The 13,394-nt window shown below is 66.1% G+C and carries 10 protein-coding genes; 7 read left to right on the forward strand and 3 right to left on the reverse strand.

What is annotated here, in order from left to right; translation table 11 throughout:
* The first annotated feature begins 102 nt into the window (after positions 1-102).
* From NGM29_RS05125 to NGM29_RS05135, 3 genes are read left to right on the forward strand one after another with little or no spacing between them, the layout of a single operon-like run.
* Entirely contained in the window at positions 103-1,527 is a 1,425-nt protein-coding gene (locus NGM29_RS05125; protein WP_254159366.1) for a cytochrome ubiquinol oxidase subunit I, read from the forward strand.
* Complete coding sequence (locus NGM29_RS05130; RefSeq protein ID WP_254159367.1) at positions 1,520-2,521, forward strand: cytochrome d ubiquinol oxidase subunit II; 1,002 nt, start codon at positions 1,520-1,522, stop codon at positions 2,519-2,521. The genes NGM29_RS05125 and NGM29_RS05130 overlap by 8 nt, the downstream gene beginning before the upstream one ends.
* Positions 2,521-2,811, forward strand: a complete 291-nt coding sequence (locus tag NGM29_RS05135) for a hypothetical protein (RefSeq protein ID WP_254159368.1) — start codon at positions 2,521-2,523, stop codon at positions 2,809-2,811. The genes NGM29_RS05130 and NGM29_RS05135 overlap by 1 nt, the downstream gene beginning before the upstream one ends.
* A gap of 50 nt (positions 2,812-2,861) precedes the next feature.
* Here NGM29_RS05135 and NGM29_RS05140 read toward each other — a convergent pair whose 3' ends face one another.
* On the reverse strand, positions 2,862-4,481 hold the full coding sequence (locus NGM29_RS05140; RefSeq protein WP_254159369.1) for an Hvo_1808 family surface protein: 1,620 nt from the start codon (positions 4,479-4,481) through the stop codon (positions 2,862-2,864).
* 36 nt (positions 4,482-4,517) lie between these two features.
* Positions 4,518-6,296 (reverse strand): Hvo_1808 family surface protein, encoded by a 1,779-nt coding sequence (locus NGM29_RS05145; protein WP_254159370.1) that lies wholly within the window; start codon positions 6,294-6,296, stop codon positions 4,518-4,520.
* 149 nt (positions 6,297-6,445) lie between these two features.
* Between NGM29_RS05145 and NGM29_RS05150 the strand changes: the two genes are divergently transcribed.
* Both NGM29_RS05150 and NGM29_RS05155 read left to right on the forward strand, forming a co-directional pair.
* Positions 6,446-7,408, forward strand: coding sequence for a cation diffusion facilitator family transporter (locus NGM29_RS05150; RefSeq protein WP_254159371.1), 963 nt, complete (start codon positions 6,446-6,448; stop codon positions 7,406-7,408).
* A 148-nt stretch (positions 7,409-7,556) separates the two neighbouring features.
* Positions 7,557-9,713: an ATP-dependent DNA helicase gene (locus tag NGM29_RS05155; protein WP_343233693.1), complete on the forward strand. Its 2,157-nt coding sequence runs from the start codon at positions 7,557-7,559 to the stop codon at positions 9,711-9,713.
* A 67-nt stretch (positions 9,714-9,780) separates the two neighbouring features.
* Here NGM29_RS05155 and NGM29_RS05160 read toward each other — a convergent pair whose 3' ends face one another.
* Positions 9,781-10,281 (reverse strand): 2'-5' RNA ligase family protein, encoded by a 501-nt coding sequence (locus NGM29_RS05160; protein ID WP_254159372.1) that lies wholly within the window; start codon positions 10,279-10,281, stop codon positions 9,781-9,783.
* Between the two features lie 226 nt (positions 10,282-10,507).
* Here NGM29_RS05160 and NGM29_RS05165 point away from each other — a divergent pair, with 226 nt between their 5' ends.
* On the forward strand, positions 10,508-11,860 hold the full coding sequence (locus NGM29_RS05165) for a helix-turn-helix transcriptional regulator (RefSeq protein WP_254159373.1): 1,353 nt from the start codon (positions 10,508-10,510) through the stop codon (positions 11,858-11,860).
* Positions 11,861-12,157: 297 nt separating this feature from the next.
* A complete protein-coding gene (locus tag NGM29_RS05170; RefSeq protein ID WP_254159374.1) occupies positions 12,158-13,393 on the forward strand; it encodes an argininosuccinate synthase in 1,236 nt (411 codons plus the stop codon).
* Position 13,394: the final 1 nt, after the last annotated feature.

Here is a 13,394-nt window from a genome sequence, read left to right on the forward strand (position 1 = left end):
GACGTTGCCCCTATCTCCACCAATGGGCTCGGTTTTACACCCGGCCGACGGCTCGGTCGTAGTGTGCGACGAACCGAACAGTGACGACGGGTACGTCCCGCGATGATCGACCCGGTCCTCGCGAGTCGGCTCCAGTTCGCCCTCACGACCATCGTCCACATCATCTTTCCCGTGATGAGCATGGGCCTCGCGCCGTTTCTCGTCTACTTCACGTGGAAGGACATTCGAACCGGCGAGGCCATCTATGAGCAGTTGCGCCGGTTCTGGACGAAGATCTTCGCCGTGAGTTTTGTCGTCGGAACCGTGACGGGGATCGTCCTCGAGTTCGAGTTCGGCACCAACTTCGCGGCGTTCTCGACGACCGCCGGCGAACTGTTCGGCGGCCCGCTCGCGCTCGAGGGGATGATGGCGTTCATGCTCGAGGCGACGTTCCTCGGCGTCTTCGTCTTCGGCCGCGAGCGCGTCGGCGACGCGCTGTACATGGTCTCGGCGGTGGCCGTCGGCCTGGGAACCTGGCTGTCGGCCGTCTGGATTCTGATCGCGAACTCCTGGATGCAGACGCCGCGGGGCTACGAACTGGTTACCGAGAACGACCAGGTGATCGTCACCCTGGTCGACCCGATTGCCGCCTACGCCAACCCCCGGTTCCCGTGGATGTTCGTCCACATGCAAAACGCGGCAGTGGAATCGGTCGCGCTGTTCATGGCCGGCCTCGGTGCGTACTTCGTCTTTCGCCATCACGTGTGGGACTACCCCGTCGAGAACGTCGACTTCTGGGAGACGACGCTCAAGTTCGGCCTGATCGCACTGATCGTCACCGCACCGCTGCAGGTGATCCACGGCGATCTATACGCCCGCCACGTCTTCGAGACTCAACCCCAGAAGTTCGCCGCGATGGAGGCCGTCTGGGAGACCGACACCTACGTCCCCGAGTACCTCGTCGCGTTCCCGACGAGTCTCACCGACCTGCTCGATCCACGCGCGAAGAACGTCTTCGGCATCGGCATCCCCGGCGGGGCGTCGTGGCTCGCCAGCGGCGGCGACCCGCAGGCGACGATTCAGGGTCTCGAGGAGTTCGAGGGGCCCCAGCCGCCCGTCGCGATCGTCTTCTGGGCATTTCGCATCATGGTCGCGCTCGGCTTCTGGTTTATCCTGCTGGCCGTCTGGGGCGGCTACCGCTGGTGGCGCGGCGAACTCCTCGAGGACGACCTGCTCCACAAGGCGCTGATGCTCTCGGCGCCGCTCGGGATCGTCGCGGTCGAACTGGGCTGGATCGTCACCGAGGTCGGCCGCCAGCCCTGGGTCATCCAGGACGTCATGCGGACGAGCGACGGCGTCTCGCCGGGACTTACTGGCGCCGAAGCGACGCTGACGCTCGCCGGGTTCGCCGTCGTCTACCTTGGCTTGCTCACGCTCTACGCGTACGTCGTCGCCAGGATCGTTCGCGCCGGGCCGCCGGACGTCGACGGATCCGCCGCTCGAGACGCGTCCGAGACGCCGGCATCCGAGGTGAGCGTCGATGACTGACGTCGACGCGCTCGCGGCCGAACCGCTGTTCGGACTCCCGCTCGCGGACCTCTGGTTCGGCCTCCTGTTTTTCATCCTCGGGACGTTCCTGTTCCTCGACGGGTTCGACTTCGGTGCCGGCGCGCTGTTCGCGACGCGAGAGGACGCCGAGGAGCGCGAACAGCTTCTCGCCGCGATCGGACCGTTCTGGGACGGCAACGAGGTGTGGCTCGTCGTGTTCGGCGGGGCCATGTTCGCGGCGTTCCCGTCCGTCTACGCCAACCTGTTCAGCCGCCACTACCTCCTGATGTTCGCTATCCTGGGCGCGCTCATCGTTCGCGGACTCTCCCCCGAGATGTACGAACAGCGCCACGACGAGACGTGGCAGACCTGGTGGGGGCGGGCGTTCGTCGTCGGCAGCCTCACGGCGCCGTTCTTCCTGGGGATGTTTACGGCGAACTGGCTGCTGGGTGCGACGACGATCGTCACGCTGCCGGGAATTATCGTCGGACTCGCCCTCGTCGCGCTGACCGTCGTCGACGGTGCGGCGTTCCTCCGGCTGAAGACGCGAGGAGACCTGCGCGACGACCTCCGGACTGACGGCTACCGGGCGCTCGGCGCGTACCTCGTCCTGGTCGTGGCGACGATTGGCTCTGTCTACGTCGCGGCGCCCGACCTCCGACCAGGCCTGTTCTCCGCGCCGGTGGTCGCGCTCGTCGTCGTGACGCTCGCCCTCGCCGGCGTGTACGCGCTGGCGACGCGGGAGGACCGCTACTACCTCGCCTTCGTCGCCGCCGCGGGGCTCGTCTTCGCACTGGTCGGCATCGTCGCCGGCCTAATGTACCCGGCGATCGACCGGGCCGGCGGCCTGACGGTCGAGTCGGCCATCGTCTCGACACTCCCGCTCAACCTCATGTCGATCGGGGCGGCGATCTTGCTCCCGCTGATCTTCGTCTACTTCGTGGTCCTCTACTCCACGTTCAGCGGACCGATCGAAGCGGGTGAGTCCTACTGATGGAGAGAGGGTACAGCGATGAACGATCGAGCGACCGTCCCGACAGCCGACCGGAATCGGAGTCGCGAGCGCTCGAGTCGTCACCACCACGGCTGGGCTCTCGAGTGCTCCTGACGTGGCTCGAACTCACCGTCGTCGGCATCACCGGCGGCATCCTCGGTGCCACCGTCGGCGGGCCACCCGGCTTCGTGATCTACCTGGCGACGACCCTGTTCACCGTCGCCGTCATCTTTCACAACGTGAACGAGCTCATCCAGGCGTGGCTCCGGAGCGAGCGGGAAGAGCGCTAGCAGGTCGTTCCCCGGCCGAACCGCCGTCTCGGGCGGGTTCGGGATCAGGCTCAGCGTGCAGGTTTGAGATCAGGCTCAGTGGGCAGGTTCGTGACCTCCCTCGGACTCGAACTCGAAACCGTCCCCGCCACCGTCGGCACCTCGAGCGGGTTTCCACCCATAGCGATCGACGTCGTCGTCCCCGTTTCCTCGGACGGACGAATCCCCTCGATTCCCTCGACCGTCGGCGCGCCGACGAGTTCGACGCGGCTTCCGTCGACGGCGATCCGATAGGCCCCGGCGAAGGGCTCGTCGGTTCCGATTCGGTACGTCGCGCTCTCGGCGTCGACTTCCTCGGCGCCCTGGTTCTCGAGCACGCGCTCGTAGGCGCTGGCGAAGCGGTCGGCGGCCGCGGGCGTGTGGAACTCGAGGGCCCAGACGTGGCCGGTGGCTCCGTTTCCGCCCTCGTCGCCGTCGCCATCACCATCGCCGTCCCCGTTCTCGCCCGAACCGTCGCCAGACGTCGCCTCGTAGGCGACGAACGTGTCGCCGGCCCACCCCGAAGTGGCGGGATGTGAGTAGTTGTACCGCGATAATTCGCTCTCCTCCTCGAGCAGGGAGTGATCCAGGGCGCCGTTGGTCCACAACGCCCCGAAGAGGGTCGCCTCGCCGACGGTCTCGGTTCGGATTTCGCTGCTGTCGTCGGTGATCGGCGACCACGCGGGGCTCGAGCGATCGTCGACCGCAACGTCGACCGGCCGGTCGTCGGGGTAGCGCTCGGGGTGGACGAGCTGGCTGGTGCTCGTCGGCCGATCGGCGAAGGCGGCGTCGACGGCGCCCCAGCCACCGGCGTCGTAGACCGACTGGACGAACGTCGGTCCCTCGGCGTAGGGTGCGTAAATCGAGAGGTAGAGCCCGACGTTCAGCGACCGGTTCGTTTCGCCGGCATCGTCGCCGTCCGATGGTTCGTCGCCGCTCTCTGGCTCACCGTCTCCCTCGAGGCCGCCGTCGCTCGTTTCCGGGAGACACTCCCACGCCGAATCGTCGCGACACCGCTGCTCGTAGCGGTGGGCGAGCAACGCCGCTTCGCCTTCGATGAGGCCGTTTTCCGCGCGGCGCGCGTCGATGGTTGTCCCCTGGCGCTCGAGGCCGAACTGCTGGTCCTGGAGGGCGTGGGCGAGTTCGTGGACGAGCGTGGTACGGTCGATTCGGAGGCGGTCGGCGTCGGGGTCGTCGGTGACAACGACGATTCGCCCGTCGACGTAGAAGCCCAGCACAGAATCGCCGTACAACGAGTCGAACGCCTCGTTGACGTCGGTCTCGCCGTCGACGACGAACGCGGCGCGCCAGAGTTCGTTCGTGAACGCGTCCGCGGGCTCGCTCTCGCCGTACCACTCGCGGAGTTCTTCGCGGGACCACACCTCGACCTCGACGTCCTCGGTGTACCGAAGGCCGCGAAGCTCCTCGAGGCGGGCCATCGCGCGGTAGGTGACGGTCTCGAGTTCGGATCGGCTCAACCGGGCGGGATCGTCGACGTCGAGCGTGCTCGTCGCGTTGTAGCCGTAGATCGTTCCGAGATCCCGCTCGGCGGAGGCGGGCGCGTCGCTCGGCGTCGTCAAGGGGGCCGCACAGCCGGCGAGAACGACGAGGAGGGTGATGGTGACGAGAACGAGGTAGCCGCGCGTTCGCATTGGGTCACTCGAGGAGAGCCAGCGAGTAAGGCATTCCTATCGATTCCGCCGGACGCGAGCCAGGCCCGCGAGCGAGACGAGTAGGGCACTCACGGCGGCACCGATCCCGAATCCGGGAATGCTGTCGTCGTCCGTCGACTCGTCGTCGCTCGAGTCGTCACCGTCCGCGTCGCTCTCGGAGCCGTTCGAGTCGTTCGAGTCGCCGGTCTCGCTGTCGTCGCCATCCACGAGCGGGCTCTCGCCGTCCTCGAGCACCTCGACGTCGCCGTGGACGGCCGTCAGGTCGTCGACGGTGGGTGCGGTGACGATCAAGAGTTGGTCGTCCTCGGGGTAGATCGTCAGCGCCATGTCGAACTCGGAGCCGTCGTCGAAGGCGTAGGTGTGGGCGGTGCCGTCGACGCGCTCGCCGCCCCGGACCTCGATCAGTCGCTCGTAGGTCTCGACGAAGGTGGCGGCCTCGGTGGCGTTCTCCCATTCGAGGGCCCAGACGGTCGCCGTCTCGCCCTCACCGTTCTCGTAGGCGTACAGTTTGTCGCCCTGCCAGCCGTTCGTGGGCTCGAGGTCGTAGTTCAGGGGATCGGTGGTGTTGACCTCACCGCTGGCCTCGAGATTCAGGAACGATTCCGGGGGAACGACCGGCGTCCCGTCGTAGGCGGGGTCCATGAACATCGCCGAGAGGCCGGCCTGCCCGATCACGTTGTAATCCGGCCCCTCCTCGAACGTGAGTCGTTCCCAGTCGTCGCTCGAGCGGTCGGATACCTCGAGGTCGTTCGCGTCGAACTCGCCGTAGCGCTTGGGGTAGATCACCTCGACGGCGGAGTCGGGCATGTCGTCGTAGAGGGCGTTGACGGCGTCCCAGCCGCCCTCGTCGTAGACCGACTGGACGAACGATGGGCCGTCGCTGTAGGGCTGGAACTGCATGAAGTACAGCCCCCAGTTCGGGGGCGCCTGTGATTGATCGCCCTCCTCACCGCCGCTGCCGTCGTCGAGGATACAGGGCTCGTTCCACTGGTCGTTCTCGCAGTACGCGAGGTACTGCTGTTCCATCCGGTGGGTGTCGCCCTCGATGACGCCCAGGATGGCGTTGTCGCGGTCGGTCGTGTTGCGGACGTACTCCTCGAGCGGGAAGTGCTGGTCCTGGAGGGCGTGACCGAGTTCGTGGGCCAGGATGGCCTCGTCGAGTTGCAGCTGGTCGCTGTTTTCGGAGATCACCACGATTTCGTCGTTTACGTAGTCGTAGTAGCCGCCGACGGTCGTGCTCCGGTCCGCCTGGCGTACGTCGACCGCGTCGTCGTCGCTGCCGATGAGCAGCAGGGTCTCGAACTGGGCGTTGTCGAACTGCCGGGTTCGCTGGTCGACGTCCTCGTACTGGCCGGCGCTCTCCTCGGCGAACGTCTCGCGGTCGACGATTTCGACCGGCGGCAGCGTCTCGAACGAGAGACACCGGAGCGCCTCGATTCGGGCGGCCGTTCGGGCGCTGACCTTCTCGAGTTCCGCCTGGGTTAGACCGTCGGAGGCGTCGACCTCGAGGGGCTGGTTGTACCAGTAGCCGTCGAACCAGCCGATGGTCTCGTTTCCGTCCGCTGGTGCATCGAAGTCTTCCGGCGGGTCCGCGGCGCACGCCTGGACGATGTCGCCGTCGTCCTGGGCGGTCCCGAGCGCCGATGCCGTCTGTCCCTCGAGTGTCGTTCCGCCGGCTCCGTTAGCGTCCGCAACGGGAGCGACCGCACCGGGGACCCCGGCGACGGTCCCCGAGAGAACGATCAGCGCGACGAACGCGGCGACGACCGTAACCCGTGTGTTCCCGATTCCCATTGTGCTCTCTCGGGGCAACGGGCGGATAAAAGTGTCTGTCCGTTTTCGGGACGTGGCTCGAGGGAACGTCCCGGTGACGGGCGTTCGAAACCCCTCGACTCGATTCGACTGCCGTACTTCTTTAGTGACCTGTCTCGAAGGAGGAACCGATGGCCAGTAGCACTAAAGTCGTGCTCGCCGCGCTGTTCGCGAACGGGGCGATCGCCGTCCTCAAATTCATCGGCTTCACGCTCACCGGGAGCCCCGCGATGCTCTCGGAGACCTATCACTCGATTTCCGACACCGGGAACCAGGTCTTCTTGCTGATCGGCATCCGCTACGGCGCCCAGGAAGCGAACCGGTCGCACCCGTTCGGCCACGGCAAGGCGCAGTTCTTCTACAGCTTTCTCGTGAGCATCATGCTCTTCGGCATCGCCGGCTGGGAGAGCGCGAAACACGGCTACCAGGCGCTGCAGGAGGGCGAGGTCCACCGGGCGAGCGAACCCGTACCGATACTCGGCGCCTCGGTCGACCCTATTTATATCAACTACGCGGTCCTGATCGGAGCGATCGTCTTCGAAACGTACGCCTTCTGGAAGGCCTACCAGGGGATCACCGCTCAAATGGACGAGCACGGCTGGGAGACCTTACGCGAGGCCTTCCGCAAGACCAGCGACGTGACGACGCTGACTGCCCTCACCGAGGACGCCATTGCCCTCGCCGGGGCCGGCATCGCCCTCTTCGGGATCTACCTCTCGAGAACGTTCGAGAACCCGATCTACGACGCGGGCGCGGCTCTCGTCATCGGTATCTTGCTCATGGGATTCGCGGTCGCGCTGGCCTGGGAGAACAAGCGGCTCATCCTCGGCGAAAGCCTTCCCGAGCCCGCCGAGGACGAACTTCGCGACATTATCGCTGACTGGGACGGCGTCGTCGACCTGGTCGACTTCCGGACGGTCTACTTCGGCCCCGAGGAGTTGCTGGTCACCGCCGACGTCGCGTTCGATCCGACTCTCGATACGGAAACCATCGACGATCGGATTACCGACATCGAGGACGCTCTGCGCGAACACGACGGTCAGATCCAGCGCGTCTACATAGAACCCGAGATGGCGGGCCCCGGGTCGTCCTGACTGGACCCAAATCGTCCTGACTGGACTCGAGTCCCACTGACCGAACTCGAGCCGATCGGACTACTCAATCGAACGAACCCACGGGCGAGACGAACCCTTTTATCGGATGAGTGCCCAATCATCACTCGTGCCAGGAGTGGGCGAGTACCTGCGTTTTTTCCCGTACGAGGAGCCCTACGAGAACCAGCGCGAGGCGATGGACCGCATCTACAATACCCTCGTGCGCGGGCAGAACGTCCTCTTCGAGGGCGCCTGTGGGACCGGGAAGACCCTCTCGGCGCTCGTCCCCGCCCTCGAGGTGGCTCGCGAGCAGGACAAGACGGTCGTCATCACGACGAACGTCCACCAGCAGATGCGCCAGTTCGTCGCCGAGGCCCGTGCGATCACCCGCGAGGAATCCATCCGTGCCGTGGTCTTTAAAGGAAAGTCCTCGATGTGTCACATCGACGTCGGCTACGAGGAGTGCCAGACCCTGCGGGACAACACCCGTGCGCTCGTCGAGGCCGAGAGCGACCACGCCCAACTCGAGCGGCGCCAGCGCGATCTGCTGGCCGAGAGCCAGGCGGGCAGCGAGTCCGCCGCGGACGCCCGCGCGGCCGTAATGGACGAACTCGAGAACCTCGAGGAGCAGATCGAGGAGCTCGGGGAGGCCAACGTCTGTGACCACTACCGGAACAACCTGCTCGATACCGAAGCGACCGACGAGTTCTTCGGCTGGCTGTTCGAGGACGTCCGCACGCCCGACGAGATCTACGAGTACGCCGACGAGCGCGAACTCTGTGGCTACGAACTGCTGAAGGAGGGCCTCGAGGGGGTCGACCTCGTAGTCTGTAACTACCACCACCTGCTCGACCCGATGATCCGCGAGCAGTTCTTCCGCTGGCTCGGGCGCGACCCCGACGACGTCATCGCCGTGTTCGACGAGGCTCACAACGTCGAAGACGCCGCGCGCGACCACGCCAGCCGTGCCTGCTCGGAGCGAACCTTCGACAGCGCGCTGGACGAACTCGCCGAGACGGACGACCCACGGGCCGACGACGCCACGAACGTGCTCGAGGCGTTTCGCGACGCGCTGGTCGGGACCTACGAGGACAGCTTCGGCTTCGGTCAGCGCGAGTCGGTCGGCGACAACTGGGAGGACGTCCCGATCAGCAACGAGGACCGCCGGGACGACCTCACGCTCGCCTTCCTGCAGGCGTACTCGGGCCAGGGCATCGAGGGCGACCTCGAGGCCGCGCGCAAACTGGGCCAGCAACTCGACGAGGAGTACGAGGAGGCCTATCGCGAGGGCGAGACCGCGACCCGAACCGAGTGCCAGACCCTCGAGGCGGCCGCGTTCGTCGCGGCCTGGATGGACGAGGGGACCGACCAGGGGCTGTACCCCGTCGTCTCCGTTCGTCGGGACGCGGGCACCGACGAGGTTTACGGGCGGGCGGAACTGTACAGCTGTCTCCCCCGCCACGTCACCGGACAGCTCTTCGAGGCCGTCTCCGGGACGGTCCTGATGAGTGCGACCATCCAGCCGTTCGAGGTCACCGAGGACGTCCTCGGCCTCGAGGAGTGCGTGACGATGGCCTACGGGCTGCAGTTCCCGGAGGATCGCAGGCGAACCTACGCCGTCGAGACGCCCGCGCTGTTCGCCTCCGCTCGAGACGACCCCGAGGTCCAGACCGAGGTCGAGGAGGCCATCTACGACGCCGTCCGAATGACGCCGGGAAACACGCTCGCCTTCTTCCCGAACTACGGCGAAGCCGCCCGATACGCCGAGCGCCTCGAGTCACGGACCGACGCGACGGTCTACCTGGACGAGCCGGGCGTCGGCGCCGAGGAGCTTCGCCAGAAATTCGTCGCCAACGACCGCGCCGTCTGCTGTACCTCGCTCTGGGGGACCCTCGCCGAGGGCGTGAGCTTCGACGGCGACGACGCCCACACGGTGCTGGTCGTCGGCGTCCCCTACCCGCACCTCGACGACCGTGCCGAGGCGGTCCAGGAGGCCTACGACGTCGCCTTCGAGGGGACCGACACGGGGTGGCGCTACGCCGTCGAGATCCCCACCGTCCGGAAGACCCGACAGGCGCTGGGGCGGGTAATTCGATCGCCCGAGGACGTCGGCGTCCGCGCCCTCCTCGACCGGCGCTACTCGCGACGCGCCAAATCCGATCTGGGAACCTACAGCGTCAACGGTACCTTTCCGCACGAGGAACGGGAGGAACTGCTGGACCTGGACCCGGAGAAGCTCAAATTCGCCATGATGAACTTCTACGGCGACCACGATCGATACGCGGGCGAACCGCCGGCGCCCTAAGAGGGGCGGCGTAGACTCCACGGCCTCTCGCAGTTTTTCGTGTTCTCTCGCGGGTTCAGGGCCGTACTTAAGCTGGCAACGAAATCCGACTCACTGGCAGGCGATACTGGCCGTCGAAGAACTCGAGTTCGCTCACCGTCCACGTAACCTGGTCAATCTCGCGGTCGGCGAGCCGGCGGGCGGTCTCGAGGTCACCACCCCTGGCTAACGTTACGTGCGGAACGTAATCGGGCCCCTCGAGTTCCTCCACGGGGTCGAATACCTCGGCGAGGTCGCGGTGAATCTGCTCGAGGCCGGGGCTCTCGACGGCGAGGTAGACCACGGGCGCCGAGCCCAGTGGCGGATCGGCGAAGTAGTCGATGCCGGTGATCGCGGCCTCGACCGCGGGAGCGCCCTCCAGGGCGCGGTGGGCACGGTGCTGGAGGCGGTCGACCTGGGGGGCGTCGCCGAGACGCTTGAGCAGGAGGGAGTGGTCGTCCCGCACGGTGTCGAAGCCGACCAGCGATGGATAGAGGTCGGCCGCGAGCGCCCGAACGCGGCCGGGAACGGGGACGTTGACGCTGTACACTGGTCTGGGGTACTCTCCGGGACAGTATGAGCGTGGCGGTGTTCGGTGGACGATTGTCCAAAACTATACTTTATATAGCAAGTGCTCGAGGGGTCGATCGCCGCATACCGCTTGCGAGTCCGCCGCGGAAAACGTCGGCAGAATGAGCGAAAGAGCGCCGCTCGAGTGGGCGCAACCGGTTCCGGGTCGGAAAGACCTATTTGTCCGGCCCTGCCAATGGTGAACGATGGATGCGAGGGAGCACCGGGCGCTCCTCGGAGTGCTCGTCGTGCTCGGGTGTCTGTGCGCGGGATTTCCATCGATCGCTGTCGCCGACGGCGGCGACCTCGAGGCCGAAGCGGGTGCACGTCTCGGCCTGGACGGTTCGACTGACGCCGGGATGGCAGCTGGATCGGTGAGCGATGCGACCGTTCTAACGGACCCGTCGGTGGAGTCGCTCGAGAGTACTGCTCTCCAGGAGGACCCCAACGAGACGGACGACGCGAACGACACCGGAGACGCCAACGAGAGCGACGATACGGGTGGGAACGCGGCCAACGAGACGGGTAACGAGAGCGCGATTACGGGGGCGACGCCGCCCGGGTACGACGAACTCACGATCGAGGTGACGGTCCACGAGAACGGATCGGCCACCTGGGCCCTCGAGTACCGGTACCGACTCGACGGCGAGGAAAACGCCACCGACCGCTGGGAGTCGGTCCGGTCGACGATCGAGGCGGAAAACGAGACGTACCTCGAGAACGTCGAGGCCAACTGGTCCGAGCGGGTCGACGCCGCCGCCACGGAGACGGGCCGGGACATGACCGCAAGCGGCTACCGCGTCTCGCTCGAGGAGACGTCGACCCCCCAGGAAACCGGCTACGTCCGCGTCCAGTTCCTGTGGGAGGAGTTCGCGAACGTCCAACTCAACCATCGGATTCAGATCGGCGACGCCTTCGGCCACCTCGAACTCGACGACCGCACGCAGTTGATCGTCACCTGGCCGGCGGACTTCCGCGCCCAGACGATCGAACCCTTCCCCAACGACCGGCGCGAGCAGGCGGCGATCTGGAACGGCGACGAGACGGACTTCCTCGAGGACGAACCGTTCGTCGAACTCATGGTGCAGACTTCGGAGTCGCCACCACGCGAAGCGGACGACCAGTCGCCCCTCCCGTTGTCCTGGCTGGCGGCCCTCGGACTCCTCGTCCTCGCGACCGTGGCTGCGGTGGGTTGGCTCGCCCTGCGGAACGGTGATTCCACTGACTTCCCGATCGGGTCCTGGCGGGAGCAACCCGAGACGGAACCGTCCGAACCGGAGTCGACGCCTCGACGCCAGCAGCCGACGCCGCCGGACGCGTTACTCAGCAACGAAGAGCGCGTCATCCGGCTGCTCGAGCAACATGGCGGCCGGATGAAACAACAGGAGGTAGTCTCGACGCTCGAGTGGACCGAGGCGAAGACCAGTCAGGTCGTCAGCGGCCTCCGCGAAGAGGGGACGATCGAGGCGTTCCGGATCGGTCGGGAGAACGTGTTGACGCTCGCCGACGACTCCGAACCGTCGAACGGCGACGTCGCAACGAACGAATCGGAGCCCTGACGGCCAACCGAACGTAACATTTGCCCACCCAGTAGCCTTTAATAGCTCGAGTATCTTACGTTCGTCCAGATGAGCGCACTTGCGACTACCGTCCTCGCTGTCCTCGGTAGCGCGAGCGTCGTCGCCCCGCGACGACGACCGGGCCTCTAGGCCCACTACTACTTCATCCCCAGATTTCGGTATTGCTCAACGTTGCAGGATTTCCTGTTTTTCCCGGTTAGCGTCCGCTCCACTCTTAATTTACAATATCTAAACCAACGAATTTAAGTCCCGTAAGCGATTGTACTCGAGTACGATATGACACGCGTTGCACTCGCGTTCTCGGGCGGACTGGACACGACCATCTGCGTCCCGCTGCTCGAGGAAGAATACGGATACGACGACGTCATCGGCGTCACGGTCGACGTCGGTCAGCCCGCTTCGGAGTTCGCCGAAGCCAAAGAAACCGCCGAGGCCCTCGGCCTCGAGCACTACGTCGTCGACGCGCGAGCGGAATTCGCCCAACTCTGTCTCGAGGGCGTTCGCGCGAACGCGACCTACCAGGGCTACCCGCTCGGAACCGCACTCGCCCGCCCCGTGATCGCCTCGAAGATCCTCGAGGTCGCCGAGGAACACGGCTGTACGGGCATCGCTCACGGCTGTACCGGCAAGGGGAACGATCAGCTCCGGTTCGAGGCCGTCTGGCGCGACTCGGACCTCGAGGTCATCGCGCCCATCCGTGAACTGGGACTCACGCGCACGTGGGAACAGGAGTACGCCGCTGAGAAGGGCCTGCCCGTCGAGGGCGGCAACGAGGGCGACTGGTCGATCGACACCAACCTCTGGAGTCGCTCGGTTGAGGGCGACAAACTCGAGGATCCCAGCTACGTCCCACCCGAAGACATCTACGAGTGGACCCAGGAGCCCACCGGTGAGACCGAACTGATCGAGATCGAGTTCGAGGAAGGCTACCCCGTCGCCGTCGATGGCGAGGCGATGGACCCCGTAGCCCTCATCGAGCACCTCAACGAGGTTGCCGGCGCCCATGGCGTCGGCCGCACGGACGTGATGGAAGACCGCATGCTCGGGCTCAAGGTCAGGGAGAACTACGAACACCCCGCGGCGACGACACTGCTCAACGCCCACGAGTCCCTCGAGGGCCTCGTCCTGACCCAGGAGGAGCGTCAGTTCAAACAGCAAGTCGACCAGCAATGGGCCCAGAAGGGCTACGAGGGCCTGGTCGACGCTCCGCTCGTGAGCGCGCTCGAGGGCTTCATCGCCGAGACGCAGAAGCGCGTCACGGGCACGGTGACGATCAAGTTCGAGGGCGGCCAGGCCCGCCCCGTCGCCCGCGACAGCGAGTACGCGGCGTACTCGGCGGCCCACGCCTCCTTCGACACCGAGACCGTCGGCAAGATCGACCAGGAGGACGCGACGGGCGTCGCGAAGTACCACGGTTTCCAGCGCCGCCTGGCCAACAAGTCGCTCGAAGGCGAGGGCGAGAGCCTCGAGATGGCGACCGACGGCGGGGCCAACGAGACGACCGACGAGTGAT

The sequence above is a fragment of the Natronosalvus rutilus genome (assembly GCF_024204665.1).
Lineage (GTDB): Archaea > Halobacteriota > Halobacteria > Halobacteriales > Natrialbaceae > Natronosalvus > Natronosalvus rutilus.

Excerpts from the sequence above, each read along its gene's own strand:
- NGM29_RS05125 (WP_254159366.1), top strand. The coding sequence starts at position 103 with ATGATCGACCCGGTCCTCGCGAGTCGGCTCCAGTTCGCCCTCACGACC.
- NGM29_RS05130 (WP_254159367.1), top strand. The coding sequence starts at position 1,520 with ATGACTGACGTCGACGCGCTCGCGGCCGAACCGCTGTTCGGACTCCCG.
- NGM29_RS05135 (WP_254159368.1), top strand. The coding sequence starts at position 2,521 with ATGGAGAGAGGGTACAGCGATGAACGATCGAGCGACCGTCCCGACAGC.
- NGM29_RS05140 (WP_254159369.1), bottom strand. The coding sequence starts at position 4,481 with ATGCGAACGCGCGGCTACCTCGTTCTCGTCACCATCACCCTCCTCGTC.
- NGM29_RS05145 (WP_254159370.1), bottom strand. The coding sequence starts at position 6,296 with ATGGGAATCGGGAACACACGGGTTACGGTCGTCGCCGCGTTCGTCGCG.
- NGM29_RS05150 (WP_254159371.1), top strand. The coding sequence starts at position 6,446 with ATGGCCAGTAGCACTAAAGTCGTGCTCGCCGCGCTGTTCGCGAACGGG.
- NGM29_RS05165 (WP_254159373.1), top strand. The coding sequence starts at position 10,508 with ATGGATGCGAGGGAGCACCGGGCGCTCCTCGGAGTGCTCGTCGTGCTC.
- NGM29_RS05170 (WP_254159374.1), top strand. The coding sequence starts at position 12,158 with ATGACACGCGTTGCACTCGCGTTCTCGGGCGGACTGGACACGACCATC.